We start from the raw sequence: 16,597 nt of genomic DNA, 5'->3' as shown, positions 1-16,597 counted from the left end.
TTGAACGAGTAGCCGACACGTTCGTTGGCCGGTTTACGCTGGTCGAATTGCAGTGCTCGACTTACATTGCTCAACGTACTAGGCGGTAAATGAGCGAAGCAGGTAAATGAGCATGCCGGCGAGTGCGCCGCACAGCAGCAGAGTCAACAGCCAAGGGACCGGATTACGCCCACGGGATTCAGGTTCAATACGGTTGCCAGGTGAGGTGGGTTTGGTTATCCATTGTTTGGCACTGGTATCAATGGGCTTTTTTTCAACCCGTTGCGGAGAGGGAGGTGTTCGGCGTTTTCTTTCTCCGGTGTCCGGACCGATTGCCTGAAAACGGTACACATCCAGCCGGATCTTGTCGCCCGACTGAATGATTCCTTCCTGGACGCGTTCATCGTTGAGATAGACTCCGCTGCTGGAACCCAGATCACGAATCCACAACTGATTTTCCTGAAGAGTGAACTCGGCGTGCTGGCGTGCGAGCTGGGACGCGGGGATGCTAATGTCACAATCACTACCGCGACCTATCGTACAGCTCTGAGACCTGATCGGGAATTCCTGTCCAAAGAGCGTGCCGCTATCGGCAATCAATAGCCAGCGCCGGTCTTCGGAGGCACTTTGATCAGGGTCGTTGTGATATGGGGCTTTGTGATCAGAATCGCTGTCAGAGGTGTAGGAATGGCTGCCTTCGTGAGGGTCAAGAATGTCGAATTCAACATTGCCCAGACGAATAGTATCTCCGGGCAGGAGTTCTTTCTCTGTGATGCGTTGTCCGTTGACGTAACAGCCTTGATGACTGTTGTTGTCTTTTAGGTAGAGGCTGTTCTTGACGGTCAATAAGCGCGCGTGGAGTGCATCGAGGCTGTCATCATCGACACAGAGATGGTTGTCCCCGGCAGTACCAATGGTATAGCGCTTTTCGATGACCCAGATAGGCGGTTGCCGCTGGTCTTTAAAATGAATTTTCAGCATAGCAAGTCTACGAGCGCCTAAATGAAGTAAGGCAGAAACGAACAGGTTGAATGGCCGTGAGCCAAGCCTGTGTCGTTCATGTGTCGTCCATGTGACATTGAATTCCAGCGCCAGAAATGGCCGCCAATCGGTTCATTATACAAACAAACTGACTTCCCTCACCAGTTTGGCTCAAGACCGCAGGCTGAGAGGGGTTTCTTGCGAGAGGTGGTGCTGTACAAAAACTGAACGGACTTGGGCCAATTAGCTCAAATCGACAGAAATTGTTTCAGCAACTCAAGTATTTGAAGGTCTTCACGGTTTCCCTTTTGCGAGGGATTTACTCATAATACGCAGGTTTTATGCGGGGCTGTCAGGATGACGGCTCAAGATCGATTCAAGGCGAAAATATGTTTCAGAAACTGGTCAGTTTGTACCGCTCAATCGTCATTGAGCGCCCCAAGTTAGCGTTGTTGTTGGTTTGTTTGCTGACTGTCGGTATGGCATGCGGGTTACCGAATTTTAAACTGGATGCTTCATCCGATTCTCTGACGTTGGAGCATGACGCGGATCTGGATTACTTTCGGAAAATGAATCAGCGCTACCAGAGCGGTGATTTTCTGATCGTCACATTTCGTCCTCAGCAAGACCTGTTTTCTGACTCATCTATACAGTTAATGCAGGAGCTATCTGCAGAGCTGTCCCAGGTGCCGGGTGTTGTCAGCACCCTGTCTATGCTGGATGCGCCCTTGCTGTACAGCCCCAAGGTGTCTCTGGGAGATATCAGCGAGCCTCGCACGCTGTTAACACCCGGTGTCGACAAGCAAGCTGCCAAGCAAGAGTATCTGACCAGCCCGATATACAAGGACATGCTACTCGGCCCGGATGGTCAAACGACCGCCATTATGCTGAGTCTGGCCGTTAACAACCGTTATATTGAAATGGTTCGTCATCGCGACACCCTGCGCCTCAAACGCGATCGTGAGGGTTTGAGTCCAGCGGAAGAAGCTGAACTGGAACAGGTGACTCAGGAGTTTCGCGAATACCGTACTCAGGTAACGGCAGAAGATCATCAGCGTGTAGAGCAAGTGCGCCAGATTGTTGCAGGCTATCAAGATCGAGCCGAGATCTTTGTGGGCGGTGCCACGATGATTACCGCCGATATGATCGACTTCATCCGCAGTGACCTGAAAACCTTTGGGGTGGGCGTGTTGTTGCTGATGATCGTGGTGATGGCGGTCATTTTCCGTCAAAAGCGGTTTGTGATTTTGCCCTTGTTGAGTGCTGCAGCCGCGGTCGTGATGATGTTGGGCTTTCTCAGTTGGATTGACTGGCGCTTGACGGTCATCTCATCAAACTTCGTCGCATTGCAATTGATTATCTCTCTGGCGATTACCATCCACCTGCTGGTGCGTTATCGCGAATACCACGCCGAAGAACCGGATACTCCCCAGGCAGAGCTGGTGATGGAAACGGTTGTTTTTATGGCCCGCCCCTGTCTTTACGCAACACTGACCACCATGGTGGCGTTCATCTCGCTGGTGGTGAGCAACATTCGTCCGGTGATCGATTTCGGCTGGATGATGACGGTGGGGCTGGCGGTCTCGCTCATCTTGTCGTTTGTGGTCATCCCGGCGGGGTTGATGATCCTGCCGAAAGGCGAACCCAAGGGAAAAGCCAGAGACGCCGCGCGGGGAAAAGGCGCTTTTACCCTGGTTTTTTCCCGATTTACCGAGCGCTACAGTGGCACTGTTTTATGGTTGAGCGTGGTGCTGGCAGTGGTCAGTGGTTACGGAGTTAGTCGCCTGGAAGTGGAAAACCGGTTTATCGATTACTTCCACAAGAGCACAGAAATCTACAAGGGTATGTCCGTTATCGATAAAAACCTGGGCGGTACCATTACCCTGGATGTCGTACTGGATGCGCCGAAAGCAGATGAGACTTCTCTGAGTTTTGGTGGCGAAGATGATCCATTTGCCGAGGTCGGGTCTGAAAATTCCGATCCTTTTGCCATGCCTGAAAGCGATGATCCGTTTGCCGAAGTGGATCCTTTTTCAGAGCAAAACGAGGCGTCCGCCAGAGCGAACAATCACTGGTTTACGGTTGCCGGGCTGGAAGAAATCAAGAGTGTTCACGACTACCTGGAGTCTCTGCCGGAGGTGGGGAAAGTTCAGTCTCTGGCTACGGCCTATCAGGTTGCCAATGATGTTAATGGTTCGGCCCTGAATGATTTTGAGCTGGCTTTACTGCAGCAATCATTACCACAGGATATCAGTGATATTCTGATCGAACCCTATCTGGCAGAAGATATCAATCAGACCCGCATTACGCTTCGAGTGATGGAAACTTATCCTGAGCTGAGCCGCAGCGAGCTGCTGAAAAAAGTGCGTCATCATATTACCCATGAACTGGGTTTTGCTCCAGAAAACGTGCACTTATCCGGCTTGATGGTGCTCTATAACAACATGCTGCAAAGCCTCTACAGTTCGCAGATTGTGACGCTGGGTGCGGTGTTTGTCGGCATTATGCTGATGTTTATGGTGTTGTTCCGTTCATTGTTGTTGGCAACACTGGCGATTATTCCGAACTTGTTGGCGGCTTCTGTTGTATTGGGCGGGATGGGGCTTGCGGGTATTCCACTGGACATGATGACCATTACCGTGGCGGCGATTACCGTGGGGATCGGTGTGGACGATACCATTCATTACATCCACCGGTTTAAAGAAGAATTTGCGATCGATGGCGATTACGTGGCGGCTATGCACCGGTCACACGCGTCTATCGGTCGGGCGATGTTCTACACCTCGGTGATTATTGTGACAGGCTTTTCGGTGATGGGATTGTCCAATTTTATCCCCACGATCTATTTTGGCTTATTGACCAGCTTTGCCATGCTGGCCGCTATTCTGGCGGCACTGACCCTGTTGCCGCGCCTGATTCTGTTGGTGAAGCCGTTGGGTGCGCCGCGTGACAATCAGCAGTCAGCGCCCGTTAGTGAGTCGTCCGCTGGCTAGCTCCCTGGTTCTTCATTTGGTGACTGTTGTGTCGTAGCTGTCGCAGTCGCGGGAGCAAATCCCGCTTGCTGCAAGGCGGGAAGAATCAGCTCGCGGCTGCGCTCATTGTTGCGAAGATAGGCAATAGCCTGATTGGCGGGCGGGTTCCGATGCAGCATTTTACCTTTCTTGCCGGCGACAATCGTCTTTCCGGTACTGACTTCAATCCATTCTCCCTTGGGTAAAAACACCTGACGCCGTTGTCTCTGTTGAACCGGGGTCAGCATGGGAGCGACCATCAGGCTATCGCCCAGCATAAACTGAAGATCCGTGTTGGGCATGTTGGCGAAATAGTGCTCATTGGGGAAGTGCAGAAGTGGGTGGCGTACCAGCGGCCAGCCTTGTTCGGCGGCTTCTTCCATGAGTACCTGACGGTAGGCCGCCAGCGCCTGAAACAGTCGGCTGTTGTGAGCGAAGTGTTCGCGCATTTCAGGGGTATCGTAGACTTGAGCGTTGATGGCCGGGGTTAAGCCTTCATCTGTTCTCAGCAATCCGGTAAATGCACTGAGTTCTACCCAGCGCTGCAGCAGTTCGGGGGCGCGGTGCAGGGCAAAGCTGGAGCTGTTTGGGGTGTCGGCGCCACCTTCTGTGAGGGTGAGATCTTTCGGCAGCAACCAGTGTGACAGGTTGGGAATTGCTTGCTGTAATGACGTCGCTCCGCCGGTGTCCGTATGATTGATGGAGTGTCCGCTGATGCCGCCGTTCAGCAGCGCCATAACGGCACTTTGCAATCCATCGTGGGCGTCCCAGCTGGTGTTTTGTTCTCCGGCAGAAAAGGCGGTAACCAGAGCAGGGCTGTGGGTAAAGCCTGAGTCCATCCACAACAGCGCCTCATCATCCATGTTCAGCTCACGGATCACCTCGTGATTCAGGCGTGCCCATTCCTGCGCATACACGTTGTGGAAAGCCATGGGGGAGTGGTTGTCATAAAGCGCAATATCCACTGGCAGCGGCTGGCTGATGTCGGCATGCCAGCCGGACAGTTGATGAGCCTTAACCTGCTTCTTGATGATTTTTTTTAGCCAGTTGAACGCGTCTGGATTGGTGAGATCCACCAGCCCGAAGGTTGTTTGGGGGGTTGCTGCCGCAGCCGAAAAGGGCGCAGGTTGCAGAGGATAAGTCTCACCGTTAGCTCGTTTGACCAGATACCCTTTGTTGAGTGCTTCCTGATACATCGGACTGGCGGTTTCCAGTGTTGCTTGTGCAGTTTGAGTGGGGGTGGCTGGTTTGGAGGTAGCTAGGTTAGGAGTGGCTAGAGTAGGGCTGGCCAAAGTAGGAGCAACAGTGCCCAGCAATCGCACATCGTCTTTTTTCAGGACCTTGTGCAGATTTTTCCAATCCGGGTAGTGTGCATCACCCTCTGCATTCACTTGCTGCCAGTCTTTTAGCCACACGGCGGCAACGGGAACTTGATGGCCTTTCAGTTGTTGATAGCGAGCCATGACGTCCTCGTCGCCACCTTGAAGACTGACGATCGCGCCCTGCTGTGTCCAGTCCGGCAAGGGCGTCATGCGGCCACTGAACCTCGTGTAGTGATTGATGCATTCCAGCAGCTGCTCGCAGCTGGTCAGGCGGACTTTGAGCAGGTTGCTGTAGCCGTGAATGTATGTGCTGTGGCGCTGACGAAAATCAAAACGGCTGTAGTCGGTATTGTCTAAAAAAACGCTGTAATGTGCGCTGCTGAGGAAATAGGGCAGTATCAATTCACTGGAAAGAGCGGTGCCGGCTGCGCCGTGAGCTTGTTCGTTGATCAGGGTTGAGATCGGTTGCTCGCCGCGTCCGATTCCCTGCTGGCGGGCCCAGACGGGCACGTCCTGACCTTTGAAATCCAGCAGGCTGGCTTGAGAGCCAAACCCCAGAATGCTCTCTTGCAAAGGCGCGTCGAACCCCAGTGTTAAGTGGTTGTAGTTTTCGTCGGTGGTGGCCATGGTCACCACGACCTGATCTTCTTCGAGTACAAAGTTGAGGCTGAAACGGGCTGAGCATTCAGGGGAGGTAAAGTGCCCTGCCATCAGCAAAAACTGGCGAGTGGGTTCGATTTTGTCCACCACGGCCTGGGTGCAGCTGTGGCGTGTTTCTGTCAGAGGCAAATTGTCCAGCTGATCTTTGTCCACCGAGGTTTCATCCGGAGCGCTCAAGTCGGTCTGATGGGCGCTGATCAATGAGCTGACGGGGGATGAAAATATGGTCTCTTGCAGCTGATGGTCGAACACACTAATGCGCTGTTGCTGCAGTCGTACCTGATAGCGCGCGCCGTCGTAGACCGCTTCCAGTCCGCTTTTTTCTGGGGGTGGCTCACAGGCGGTCAGCAGAAGGGAAAGCACGGGCAGGGTAAGGTGGCGTATCGACCGGCTGAGTGGTCTGGGCAAGAACAAGATTCTGGACAAAAACGAGATTCTGGACAAAGTGGTGACCTGTAAACTGTGGTGAATCACAGGTTATCATAGCTGTTTGCGGATCGTCAGTGACCCCCTTGTCGTGTGTTGCTGTCGAGTAGTGATAATGTGCACTCGGCACAGCGTCTACACTAATCCTTTCACAAAGCCAGATAAGAGTCTTGTCTATGTTGCTTTCCATGCGGTCGAGGTTGGCCAGTTTTTGTTTCATCACCACGCTGCGAGCATGTTGTATTGCCGCCCTGAGTTTTACGGTGTCGTTATCGACCATGGCGGCCGAAGTGGAGCCGATCATTCGCTATAACAGTATTCATCACCCGGTGATTGGTGAGCGCGGTATGGTGGCGACACAGCACAAACTTGCCAGTCAGGTTGGAGCCGAGATCATTGCTGCCGGAGGCAATGCCATTGACGCGGCTGTCGCGGTGGGTTTTTCGCTGGCGGTGGTGCTACCACGAGCGGGCAATCTGGGGGGCGGTGGATTTATGATGATCTATCTGGCGGAGCAGAAGAAAACCATTGCGCTGGATTATCGAGAGATGGCGCCCTCGGGAGCAACCCGGGATATGTTTCTGGATGCTGATGGCGAGGTGGATCCGAAGAAATCCCGCTTCAGTCTGCTCTCGGCGGGGGTCCCCGGAACGGTCGCGGGTCTGATCCATGCTCAGGCTGAATACGGGCGCCTGTCGCTCAAACAGGTACTCACTCCCGCTATTCGTCAGGCGGAGCAGGGATTTGTGGTAACGCACGATCTGGCGGAAAAGCTGGCGGGCTCTTCGCATTTACAGCGCAACCCAGCGTCTTTAAAGGCGTATTACAAGCCGGATGGTTCAGGCTATAAGGCCGGGGAAGTGCTGCGTCAGCCGGATTTGGCCTGGTCCCTCAAGCAGATTTTGTTGCACGGTGCCGACGCTTTTTACACAGGCAAAATTGCAGACAAGATTGTTGCCGAAATGTCCGCTAACGGAGGCCTGATTTCTCATCAGGATCTGGAAAATTATCGTGTGGTTGAGCGTGAACCGGTCACAGGCAGCTACCGCGGTTATCAGATTGCCTCCATGCCGCCGCCCAGCTCCGGCGGTGTGCATGTGGTGCAGATGCTGAATATCCTGGAAAATTTCCCCATGGCGGATTACGGCGCCGGCAGTGCGGCGGCTATCCATCATATGACTGAATCCATGAAGTACGCCTATGCCGATCGCAGTAAATATCTGGGGGACCCGGACTATGTCACGGTGCCGGTCGCGAAGCTGACGGACAAGGACTACGCTCGCAAGCTGGCGGATCAGATTGCGCCTGACCAGGTGCGACCTTCCAGTGACATCCTGCCGGGGGCGGCGTTGGCGAGTGAAAGCCATAACACCACCCACTATTCCATCATGGACGCCGACGGCAATGCGGTGGCGAACACCTATACGCTGAATTTCTCTTTTGGTTCAGGTATTACCGTGCCGGGCACCGGTATTTTGCTGAACAATGAGATGGATGACTTTTCGGCAAAGCCGGGAGTGCCCAACGCCTACGGCTTGATCGGTGCGGAGGCCAATAAAATTGAGCCGGGCAAGCGTCCGCTCAGCTCCATGACCCCAACACTGGTCTTTAAAGACGGGCAACCGTATCTGGTGACGGGCAGTCCGGGGGGCAGTCGTATTATTACCACGGTTCTGGAAACCATCATCAACATGATCGATTTCGAGATGAATGTGGCCGAAGCGGTGAGCGCACCGAGATTTCACCACCAGTGGCAGCCGGACATGTTGTTTATGGAGCCAGGCTTCAGTCCGGATACCAAGGCCATCTTGAAACAGCAGGGATACAAGGTTCGCCAGGTGTCGACCATGGGCAGCGCTCAGTCTGTGGTTTCACGGCGGGGTGTGTTCCTGGGCGCAGCGGATCCGCGTAAGCCCGATGCGGGTGCGATCCCAGTACCCTGAAACCAAAAACGCCCCATGGAAAGAACTTTCCACGGGGCGTTTTTTTGTTGCGAAGTGACTCGCCAGGGATCAGCAGCTTTGCAGCAGAAATTCCATCAGGGCTTTCTGAGCGTGCAAGCGGTTTTCTGCCTCGTCCCAGACCACCGAAACGGCTTCGTCTTCGAGCAGCTCGGCGCTGACTTCTTCGCCGCGATGGGCCGGCAGGCAGTGCATAAAGATCGCGTCGTCGTGCGCCAGCGCCATCATTTCATGGTTGACTTGATAGCCGGCAAATTGCGCTTCGCGTTCTTTTTGTTCTTCCTCTTGGCCCATTGAGGCCCACACATCTGTTGCCACCCAGTCGGCGTCTTTGACGGCCTCTTTGGGATCGCGGGTGATCATGATGCGGTCGGCGTGTTCTGCCACCAGTTTCGGGTCGGGGTCAAAACCTTCCGGACAGGCGATGTTCAGTTTGAAATCGCACATGGCCGCCGCGTTGATGTAAGAGTGACACATGTTGTTGCCGTCGCCGACCCAGGCCACGGTTTTGCCTTGCGGGTTGCCGCGCTGCTCAACGTAGGTCTGAATGTCTGCCAGCAGTTGGCAGGGGTGATAATCATCGGTCAGGGCGTTGATCACCGGCACCCGTGAGTATTGTGCGAAACGCTCAATTTTGTCGTGCTCGAAAGTGCGGATCATGACCATATCCACCATGCGTGACAGCACGCGAGCGGAATCTTCAATGGGTTCGCCACGGCCCAGCTGGGTATCGCGAGGCGATAGAAACAGGGCAGAGCCACCCAATTGCGCCATGCCTGCTTCAAACGACACGCGGGTGCGGGTGGATGATTTTTCGAAAATCATGGCCAGCACTTTGTTTTTAAATGGCTCGCCGGTGCCGCCCTGGGTGTGCAGGGCTTTCATTTCGATGGCCCGGTGGATGATTTGCATCAGCTCTTCGGGGGTTAGGTCGCGCAATGTCAAAAAATGTCTGACTGACATGCTGGATCCCTCTTAAATTAAAAAATGTATCAATCGTTAAGATTGCGTATCAGTTGGCTGACGATCGAGATGATTTGATCGGCCTCGGCCTCAGTCGTGATCAGTGGTGGCAGCAGACGTATGGTGTTGCCCGCTGTGACGTTGAGCAGCAATCCGGCCTCGGCCGCAGCGCCCACCAGATCAGCGCAGGGCTGTGTCAACTCAATGCCAATCATCAGGCCTTTGCCGCGAATGTTCTGCACTTTGGCTTCACCTTCCAGTTCGCGGTTAAAACCGTCCAGCAAATAGGTGCCGATGGTTTTGGCGTTGGCGATCAGCTTGTCGTCCAGCAGGGTGCGGATGACGGTATAGGCACCCTGACACACCAGCGGGTTGCCGCCGTAAGTTGAACCGTGATTGCCCGGTTGCAGGACTTGCGCGGCTTTACCGTGTGCCATACAGGCGCCGATGGGCAGACCATTGCCCAGTCCTTTGGCGGTGGTAATGACGTCCGGCATGATGCTTGTGTGCTGAAAAGCATACAGCTCACCGGTACGGCCATTGCCGGTCTGGATTTCGTCGAGCATCAGTAACCAGCCGCGTTGATCACAGACTTCGCGCAGCTGGGTCAGGTAATCGTCCGCCGGAACCTTAACGCCGCCTTCGCCTTGAACCGGTTCAACCAGAATAGCGACCACGTCGGGGTTATCGATCGCCCGGAGGGCATCCATGTTGTCGTAATCCACATGAATAAAACCATCCAGCAGCGGAGTGAAGCCTTCCTTTACCTTAGGGTTGCCGGTTGCGCTCAATGTGGCCATGGTGCGGCCGTGAAAACTGCTGTTCATGGTAATGATCGTCGGGTTTTGGATGCCCTGATCATTACCGAACTTGCGGGCAATTTTGATGGCGGCTTCATTGGCTTCGGCGCCGGAATTGGAGAAAAACATATTCTCCATGCCTGTCTCGGCGCGCAGCAAGTCTGCCAAACGCTGTGACGGCTCGTTGTTGTACAGGTTGGATACGTGCATCAGCGTGCCGGCCTGCTCACTGATGGCGGCGGTGACACCCGGATGACTGTGACCCAGTCCGCAAACGGCAATGCCGCTCAACGCGTCGAGGTAGCGTCGGCCCTGATCATCCCACAGATAGACTCCGTCTCCTTTCACCAGGGTGAGCTTGCGCTCGCCGTAGGTATTCATCAGGGCTGTGGTGGCCATGGTACTACTCCTCAATGCCTGTAATGGGCTCAACATAGGCTGTGATTCGGGACCCTGTGAAATGTTTGTGATCCCGAAATAAAAACAGGCAGCGTTGGCTGCCTGAGGTAAGAGGGAAATACTATAAGCAATCACCGGGGTTGGCAATGCCTGAGCGGCCGCTATGGATGGGCTTTGGGGGTGGGCCTGGAGGATGGGCTTTAGGCGGGATGGATGACGGTCAGGGGGAGAGTGCGGTAGAATAGCGCAATACTTGAGTGCGACACTGGGTTTTAGGTGTCGGCTTAATCGAAGAGGCCCTCCAAGGGTGGCCGATTTAGACCCTATACGACAGTTTTAGAACTGCAGACAACATTTTTTGAACCACATACGACAGCCGAGGTAGTACTTTCTATGGATATCATGGATACCATCAAGCAACAAATCGAAGAAAACGACGTGATCCTTTATATGAAAGGCTCCCCCAATGCGCCGCAGTGTGGTTTTTCCATGCGCACTTCTCAGGCAGTGATGGAATGTGGTCAGCGTTTTGCCTACGTGGATGTATTGTCTAACCCGGATATCCGCACCAATCTGCCAAAATACGCAAACTGGCCGACCTTCCCGCAATTGTGGGTCAAAGGCGAGCTGGTTGGCGGCTGTGACATCATCACCGAAATGCACGAAAGCGGTGAGCTGAAAACGTTGATCGACGCAGCCTCTCCCGCAGCGGAGTAAGCCGCCCACTTTTAGAGAGCTTTTTTCGAGCACGAAAACCCGCCAGTGGCGGGTTTTTTTATGCCTGAGCAAAAGTTACTAATAGGTATCTTTCGCTTATGTAATTGATAATTTTTATCAGTTCGTTTAAGGTTCGCGTCGCTTTTCACAGTCTCACCTGTTGGGAGGTGAGTGAAAAGCGGGTTCAAACGATACAAAACACACAGCACCGTGAATTAAAACGCTGTGTATAAAGGCACTGTGAATAAAAACAAAGAGTAAGGAGAAGAGGGGAATGCTGAAACGATCGTTATTGGCGACAGCCATTAGTTTGGTGGCTGTAGGTGCCCAGGCGGCAGAAAAGACACCGTCTCTGGAAGAAATGTGGCAAATCATCCAGGAGCAACAGGCAGAAATTAAAAACCTGAAGTCTCAGTTAAATCAGACCGACACCAAGCTGCAGCAGACGGAAGTCAAAGTGGCGGCTACCGCCGATGCCGTTGAGCAAGGTGTTGTGACGAATGAAACCATCAATACAGTTGCCGGTTGGGTAGAAAAAACCAAGATCGGCGGCTACGGTGAGCACCACTTCAATCATTTTGAAGATGGCGATGACAAGGTGGATGCACACCGTTTTGTGTTGTTCATGGGGCATCAATTTACCGACAATGTACGCCTTTTCTCCGAGCTGGAAATTGAACACGGGCTGTCAGGTGACGACAAGCCAGGTGAAGTGGAGCTGGAACAGGCCTACATCGAGTGGGACTACGCCGCCAATCACAGTGCCCAGATCGGTCAGTTCCTGATCCCTGTGGGTATCCTGAACGAAACCCACGAGCCGGATACCTTCTATGGTACTGAGCGCAATCTGGTTGAGAAAAACATCATTCCGACCACCTGGTGGGAAACCGGTGTTCAATCCAAGGGTGAATTGCTGCCCGGTCTGAGCTATAACCTGGCGTTGCACAGCGGTCTGAAGACCGACGACGGTGGCAAAATTCGCGATGGTCGTCAGAAATCGGCTAAAGCCACTGCTGAAGATCTGGCCTATACCGGTCGTGTTAAGTACACCGGTGTACCGGGGCTGGAATTGGCGGCTACGGTTCAGTATCAGCAAGATATTACACAGGGGCTCGCCAGCGAAGCGTCTGCGTGGTTGACCGAGGCTCACGCTATTTATAACACTGGACCTTTCGGCGTACGCGCTCTGTGGGCTCAGTGGGATGTTGACGGTGACGGCTTTGAGCTGACCGGACGTGACAAACAGGATGGCTGGTTCATTGAGCCGTCGTTCAAAGCCACCGATAAGCTGGGCTTCTTTGTTCGTTACAGTGAGTACAATAACGAGGCTGGCCTGAGCAGCTCCGACGATACCGAGCTTTGGGAATACGGTCTGAACTATTGGCTGACGCCGACGGTCGTACTGAAAGCTGACTATACCGACTTTGTCAGCGAGAGTAGCGGTACCGATGGCGACGCTCTCAACCTGGGTGTGGGCTGGTCTTTTTATTGATCGGAACACCTGAGGACACAGGGGCGCATCGGCGCCCCTGCTTCGTTTAAGATCTTGTGAATGAGTAAGCCATGAAAATTCGACAACTTGTGACTTTCTGGGCGGGATGTTTATCGTTGCTGGGGTGTTTTTGGGTGATGGATGCTCACGCTCAAAAAGGACGCTATGTTTCTCTGGATGAGTTACGGCAGCAGGCTTTCCCCGATCAGGCTGTAGAGTGGCAAACTCTCTGGGTCACCCAGCCACAGCGCGAGGTCATGGAGGATATTCTGGGGCGCAGTTTTCGGTCGCTCAGGGTGCGCTACTGGGGGCATGAACAGCGCACTGTCTGGATTTTTGAGGAAGTGGGTAAGGAAATGCCCATCACCTTTGGGGTGATTGTCGACGGCGAGCAGATCGATGATGTGGTGGTGATGGAATACCGTGAAAGCCGGGGCGGAGAAGTTCGCCACCCGTTCTTTACCCGTCAATTTCAGCAATTGGAATTGACCGATGAACAGCCTCCCAGCCTGGATGGCCACATTGATGGCATCACTGGTGCGACTCTGTCCGTGCGGGCCATGACGAAAATCGCTACACTGGCGCTTTTCTGTCACCAGTTGACGCCTTTTTCAGCGGGGCCAGGCCCATCAACCGTTCATGAAGACATCAAACAACAGGCCTCGGCGCCCTAAATCCCGACTGCTGTCCTGGCGTCCCTTCTTTTGGCGCTGGCATCGACGCCTTGGCGTTGTGGCGGCGCTGATTGTTGTCGTGGTCTCAATAACCGGTTTTTTCTTAAACCACACCAGTGACCTGGGTTTGGGCAGTCTCCCTGTCCGACAGGCCTGGCTGTTACAGCATTACGGTGTGAAAGCGCCGGAACTTTCCAGTTATTCTATCGGCGATCACTGGCTCAGCGGTGATGAGCAGGGTTACGTCTACCTCGATGATCAACAAGTCACCCAGTGTCGAGAGCGGTTGGTTGGCGGTGTGATGACAGATCGCTGGCTGGTGGCGGCGTGTTCCCACGAGTTGCTGTTGTTGTCGGCTGAAGGTGATGTGTTGGAACGGTTGGGCGAAACCTACGAATTGCCGGTGCCAGTAACGGCTATTGGTGAATGCGCCAGTAACGTCTGTTTAAACCGTGGTGAGGTCCTGTTGGCGGATCTTGAGCAGGTGCGTTGGCTGCCACAGAAAGAAGACAGGCCAGTTCGTTGGAGTCGTTCAGAGCCGTTACCGAAGGGCTTGCGAGATCAGTTGCTGAGTGAGCAGCTGGGCGTTCAGTTGTCCTGGGAGCGGGTCATCCTGGATCTGCACAGTGGACGTATTGGTGGGCGTGCTGGTGTTTGGTTGGTCGACTTGGCCGCCATTGTCCTGCTCTTTCTGGCATTTAGTGGTTTTTGGCTCTGGTACCAGCAGTGGCGTCGTACGCATCGCTGGTAGAGGCTGTACAAGCTTAAGCGGTTGACTCCGCAGCCGGTTCGCGGCATAACGTTCTATGCTGTAAGTCACGGATGAGTGCACATTAGATCAGAGTTTTTCGGAAACAGTGAGTTTCGTTTCAACGCAGAACGTTGATGGTATGTTCGTGATTGTGCTCCTATGATTAAGATACCCGGATATTCAATCGTCAGGCCCCTGGGGAAAGGGGGGATGGCAGAAGTTTATCTGGCGATTCAGCAGAGCTTTGAGCGGGAAGTGGCGCTTAAAGTTCTCGCGTCCGACTTGGCGGAAGATTCCGCCTTCACAGAGCGCTTTATCAGCGAGGCGCGCATTGTCAGCCGTTTGGTGCACCCCAACATCGTCACGGTTTACGACGTCGGTGTTGAAGACCAGCACCACTATCTCTCGATGGAATACATTCCCGGTCTCGACCTGAAGCAGGCGCGATATAACCTGCCTTTGTCGCGACGTCTTGCCGTGATTAAAGACATTGCCCGAGCCCTGCATTTTGCCGGCCGCAAAGGCTATGTGCATCGCGACGTCAAACCCGACAACATTATGCTGCACGCCGAGGATGGGCGCGCCGTGCTGATGGATTTTGGCATTGCCCGCCCCTCCGGTGGTCTGGCTGGTATGACGCAAACCGGTACGACGCTGGGAACGCCTCACTATATGAGTCCGGAGCAGGCACGTGGCTGGGGCGTTGATCCACGATCAGACCTCTACAGCCTGGGGGTGGTTCTGTATCTGCTGTTGGTGGGGCGGGTGCCGTTTGATGCGGATTCCGCGGTGGCGGTGGGGGTGCAGCACGTGTCTGAGCCGGCACCCAAGTTACCGGCGGAGCTGGCAGTATTCCAGTCGGTGCTCGATTGTGTGTTGGCGAAAAACCCGGAACATCGTTATCAGAACGGTGGCGAGCTGGTGGATGCGCTGGATGCGCTGCCCAAGTCTGAACTGGAGCGTCTGGAGTTCAGTTTGTTTAAGGATGGCGGGTCATCAAAAGCCAGCGATGTGTGCAGCGACAGCGCGCCGACGATAGCGGTGACAGTGCCCACAGTGAAGCGTCTGGTCATTGCTGAAGACGATCAGTCGGAGCCTGTTTATCAGCCAAATCAGGCACATTTCAATCGGCGTTACGATGATCACCTGCCCTCGGGAGAGGAAAACCCCCGCAACAGCGTCTGGCCCTGGTGGGTGGGTGTGGGCTTGGCGGCGTCTATTGGTTATGCCGTGTATTTTCAGCAGCAATTACCGGTAGAAGAGCGACTGCAGCCCATCGTGGCATTGGAGCAGAAGTTTCCCGCGCTGGCGCAAGCAATGCTGGCTGATGAGGTGGAGGGTGAGGAGGAGTCTACAGTTGATTATGCATTGGCGGATATTCTTCCTGCTGTTGAAGAGTCAGAGCCTGTTTTTGATCCCTCCGGCCTGACATTTGATGCGGATGTGGAGCGAGTCGTGGCAGCTCTTCAGACGGAAGAAATGGCCGAGGAGGTCACCGAAGAAGGCGAGGCCGAAGAGGTGCTGGCGGAAAGCGAGGTCGAAGAGTCCGCTACCAAAGGGCTTTCGGTCGCCGAAGCGCTTGATGCATCCCCAGTGGTTGAAGCCGGATCGGGCAGTGTCGATACAAAGGACGTCGAAGGGGAGGCAGAGGCTCGCCCCCTGCAGGTGGCGCAACTGTTGGCGAAAGCCCGTCATCAGCGCCAGTTAGGCGATATTCTGACGCCGTTTCAGGCTAATGAACTGTTTTCCCTGCGCCAGGTGCTGGATCTGGACGCGGGCAATGTGGAGGCCAGGCTGGGTGTTCGTCGAATTGAGGATGAGCTGATCGATAGAGTTGAGTTGCGTATTCGCCAGCAAGACTTGTACAACGCCCGCGCCGAAATTGCTCAGGGGCTGATGTACTTCCCTGCAAGCCAGCGCCTGCACGTGCTGAAAGCCCAAAATGAAGAGGCGGTGTTGGCGGCCTCTCGGCCCAAAATTGAGCGGGTTCTGGTGAGCCACAAGTCCCTGATGGGGGTGGATCAGCCACAAGAGCACTTTTTGCCAGCCGAGGATGAACTTCACGTCGGCTTTGTTTACGAAAACTTTGTCCCGGGTGCCGGGGTGGTCCGGGCGCATTTGTTTGAGGCCGATCGGCAGGTGGAACTGGCGCAGGTCGATGTGGCGATCAATCGGCCGCGTGGTGAGCAATTCCTGAGTTTTGAGCGATCATCGCGGCAGGCCTTTACCGATGGTGTCTATCGGGTAGATCTCACCTTTAAAGGGCGGTTGCTGGGGTCGTCGGTGTTCGAAATCAGCCATTCTCCCGAGCTCTAGCAGGGCTGTTTGTGATGAGGCTCTTGGCCCGCCGGGATAGCCTTGTTCCGCAAGTTCGGTTTAGACGTGATTGTGCCTCACATCCCGCCTCAGCTTTCTGTATAATGATCCCACTATGTGCCCTGTGATGGGGCAACCTTTCTTA

12 protein-coding genes are annotated in these 16,597 nt (G+C 54.3%); 7 read left to right on the top strand and 5 right to left on the bottom strand.

The window, feature by feature from the left end:
• Positions 1-78: 78 nt before the first annotated feature.
• On the bottom strand, positions 79-960 hold the full coding sequence (locus tag ACTG33_RS02140) for an FHA domain-containing protein (protein WP_439133529.1): 882 nt from the start codon (positions 958-960) through the stop codon (positions 79-81).
• 389 nt (positions 961-1,349) lie between these two features.
• Between ACTG33_RS02140 and ACTG33_RS02135 the strand changes: the two genes are divergently transcribed.
• Complete coding sequence (locus ACTG33_RS02135) at positions 1,350-3,953, top strand: efflux RND transporter permease subunit (protein WP_439133528.1); 2,604 nt, start codon at positions 1,350-1,352, stop codon at positions 3,951-3,953.
• Here ACTG33_RS02135 and ACTG33_RS02130 read toward each other — a convergent pair.
• Both ACTG33_RS02130 and ACTG33_RS02125 read right to left on the bottom strand, forming a co-directional pair.
• The gene (locus tag ACTG33_RS02130) at positions 3,950-6,361 is read right to left on the bottom strand and encodes a TIM-barrel domain-containing protein (protein ID WP_439133527.1); all 2,412 of its coding nucleotides are present in this window, start codon (positions 6,359-6,361) and stop codon (positions 3,950-3,952) included. The two genes, ACTG33_RS02135 and ACTG33_RS02130, sit on opposite strands and share 4 nt — an antisense overlap.
• Entirely contained in the window at positions 6,288-6,683 is a 396-nt protein-coding gene (locus ACTG33_RS02125; RefSeq protein ID WP_439133526.1) for a hypothetical protein, read from the bottom strand. Before ACTG33_RS02125 ends, ACTG33_RS02130 begins: the two co-directional genes overlap by 74 nt.
• Between ACTG33_RS02125 and ggt the strand changes: the two genes are divergently transcribed.
• A complete protein-coding gene (gene ggt / locus ACTG33_RS02120) occupies positions 6,658-8,322 on the top strand; it encodes a gamma-glutamyltransferase (RefSeq protein WP_439133525.1) in 1,665 nt (554 codons plus the stop codon). The two genes, ACTG33_RS02125 and ggt, sit on opposite strands and share 26 nt — an antisense overlap.
• Before the next feature lie 69 nt (positions 8,323-8,391).
• On the opposite strand, the gene argF is transcribed toward ggt, so the two are convergent.
• Both argF and ACTG33_RS02110 read right to left on the bottom strand, forming a co-directional pair.
• Positions 8,392-9,303, bottom strand: coding sequence for an ornithine carbamoyltransferase (gene argF, locus ACTG33_RS02115; protein WP_439133524.1), 912 nt, complete (start codon positions 9,301-9,303; stop codon positions 8,392-8,394).
• Between the two features lie 29 nt (positions 9,304-9,332).
• Positions 9,333-10,502: an aspartate aminotransferase family protein gene (locus tag ACTG33_RS02110; RefSeq protein ID WP_439133523.1), complete on the bottom strand. Its 1,170-nt coding sequence runs from the start codon at positions 10,500-10,502 to the stop codon at positions 9,333-9,335.
• A 393-nt stretch (positions 10,503-10,895) separates the two neighbouring features.
• Here ACTG33_RS02110 and grxD point away from each other — a divergent pair, with 393 nt between their 5' ends.
• The 5 genes from grxD to ACTG33_RS02085 all read left to right on the top strand — a co-directional run bounded on the left by grxD (position 10,896) and on the right by ACTG33_RS02085 (position 16,452).
• Complete coding sequence (gene grxD / locus ACTG33_RS02105; protein ID WP_439133522.1) at positions 10,896-11,219, top strand: Grx4 family monothiol glutaredoxin; 324 nt, start codon at positions 10,896-10,898, stop codon at positions 11,217-11,219.
• Positions 11,220-11,493: 274 nt separating this feature from the next.
• A complete protein-coding gene (locus ACTG33_RS02100; RefSeq protein WP_439133521.1) occupies positions 11,494-12,711 on the top strand; it encodes a porin in 1,218 nt (405 codons plus the stop codon).
• Between the two features lie 71 nt (positions 12,712-12,782).
• Entirely contained in the window at positions 12,783-13,385 is a 603-nt protein-coding gene (locus ACTG33_RS02095) for an FMN-binding protein (RefSeq protein WP_439133520.1), read from the top strand.
• On the top strand, positions 13,351-14,136 hold the full coding sequence (locus tag ACTG33_RS02090) for a PepSY-associated TM helix domain-containing protein (RefSeq protein WP_439133519.1): 786 nt from the start codon (positions 13,351-13,353) through the stop codon (positions 14,134-14,136). Before ACTG33_RS02095 ends, ACTG33_RS02090 begins: the two co-directional genes overlap by 35 nt.
• A gap of 159 nt (positions 14,137-14,295) precedes the next feature.
• Positions 14,296-16,452 carry a serine/threonine-protein kinase gene (locus ACTG33_RS02085; RefSeq protein ID WP_439133518.1) on the top strand — a complete coding sequence of 719 codons (2,157 nt, stop codon included), beginning with the start codon at positions 14,296-14,298 and terminating at the stop codon, positions 16,450-16,452.
• Positions 16,453-16,597: the final 145 nt, after the last annotated feature.

The sequence above is a fragment of the Pseudomaricurvus sp. genome (assembly GCF_965662505.1).
Classification (GTDB): domain Bacteria; phylum Pseudomonadota; class Gammaproteobacteria; order Pseudomonadales; family Cellvibrionaceae; genus Pseudomaricurvus.
This window is presented reverse-complemented; position numbering and strand designations above follow the sequence as displayed.

Excerpts from the sequence above, each read along its gene's own strand:
- ACTG33_RS02140 (WP_439133529.1), bottom strand. The coding sequence starts at position 960 with ATGCTGAAAATTCATTTTAAAGACCAGCGGCAACCGCCTATCTGGGTC.
- ACTG33_RS02135 (WP_439133528.1), top strand. The coding sequence starts at position 1,350 with ATGTTTCAGAAACTGGTCAGTTTGTACCGCTCAATCGTCATTGAGCGC.
- ggt (WP_439133525.1), top strand. The coding sequence starts at position 6,658 with ATGGCGGCCGAAGTGGAGCCGATCATTCGCTATAACAGTATTCATCAC.
- ACTG33_RS02125 (WP_439133526.1), bottom strand. The coding sequence starts at position 6,683 with ATGATCGGCTCCACTTCGGCCGCCATGGTCGATAACGACACCGTAAAA.
- argF (WP_439133524.1), bottom strand. The coding sequence starts at position 9,303 with ATGTCAGTCAGACATTTTTTGACATTGCGCGACCTAACCCCCGAAGAG.
- ACTG33_RS02110 (WP_439133523.1), bottom strand. The coding sequence starts at position 10,502 with ATGGCCACCACAGCCCTGATGAATACCTACGGCGAGCGCAAGCTCACC.
- grxD (WP_439133522.1), top strand. The coding sequence starts at position 10,896 with ATGGATATCATGGATACCATCAAGCAACAAATCGAAGAAAACGACGTG.
- ACTG33_RS02100 (WP_439133521.1), top strand. The coding sequence starts at position 11,494 with ATGCTGAAACGATCGTTATTGGCGACAGCCATTAGTTTGGTGGCTGTA.
- ACTG33_RS02095 (WP_439133520.1), top strand. The coding sequence starts at position 12,783 with ATGAAAATTCGACAACTTGTGACTTTCTGGGCGGGATGTTTATCGTTG.
- ACTG33_RS02090 (WP_439133519.1), top strand. The coding sequence starts at position 13,351 with ATGAAGACATCAAACAACAGGCCTCGGCGCCCTAAATCCCGACTGCTG.
- ACTG33_RS02085 (WP_439133518.1), top strand. The coding sequence starts at position 14,296 with ATGATTAAGATACCCGGATATTCAATCGTCAGGCCCCTGGGGAAAGGG.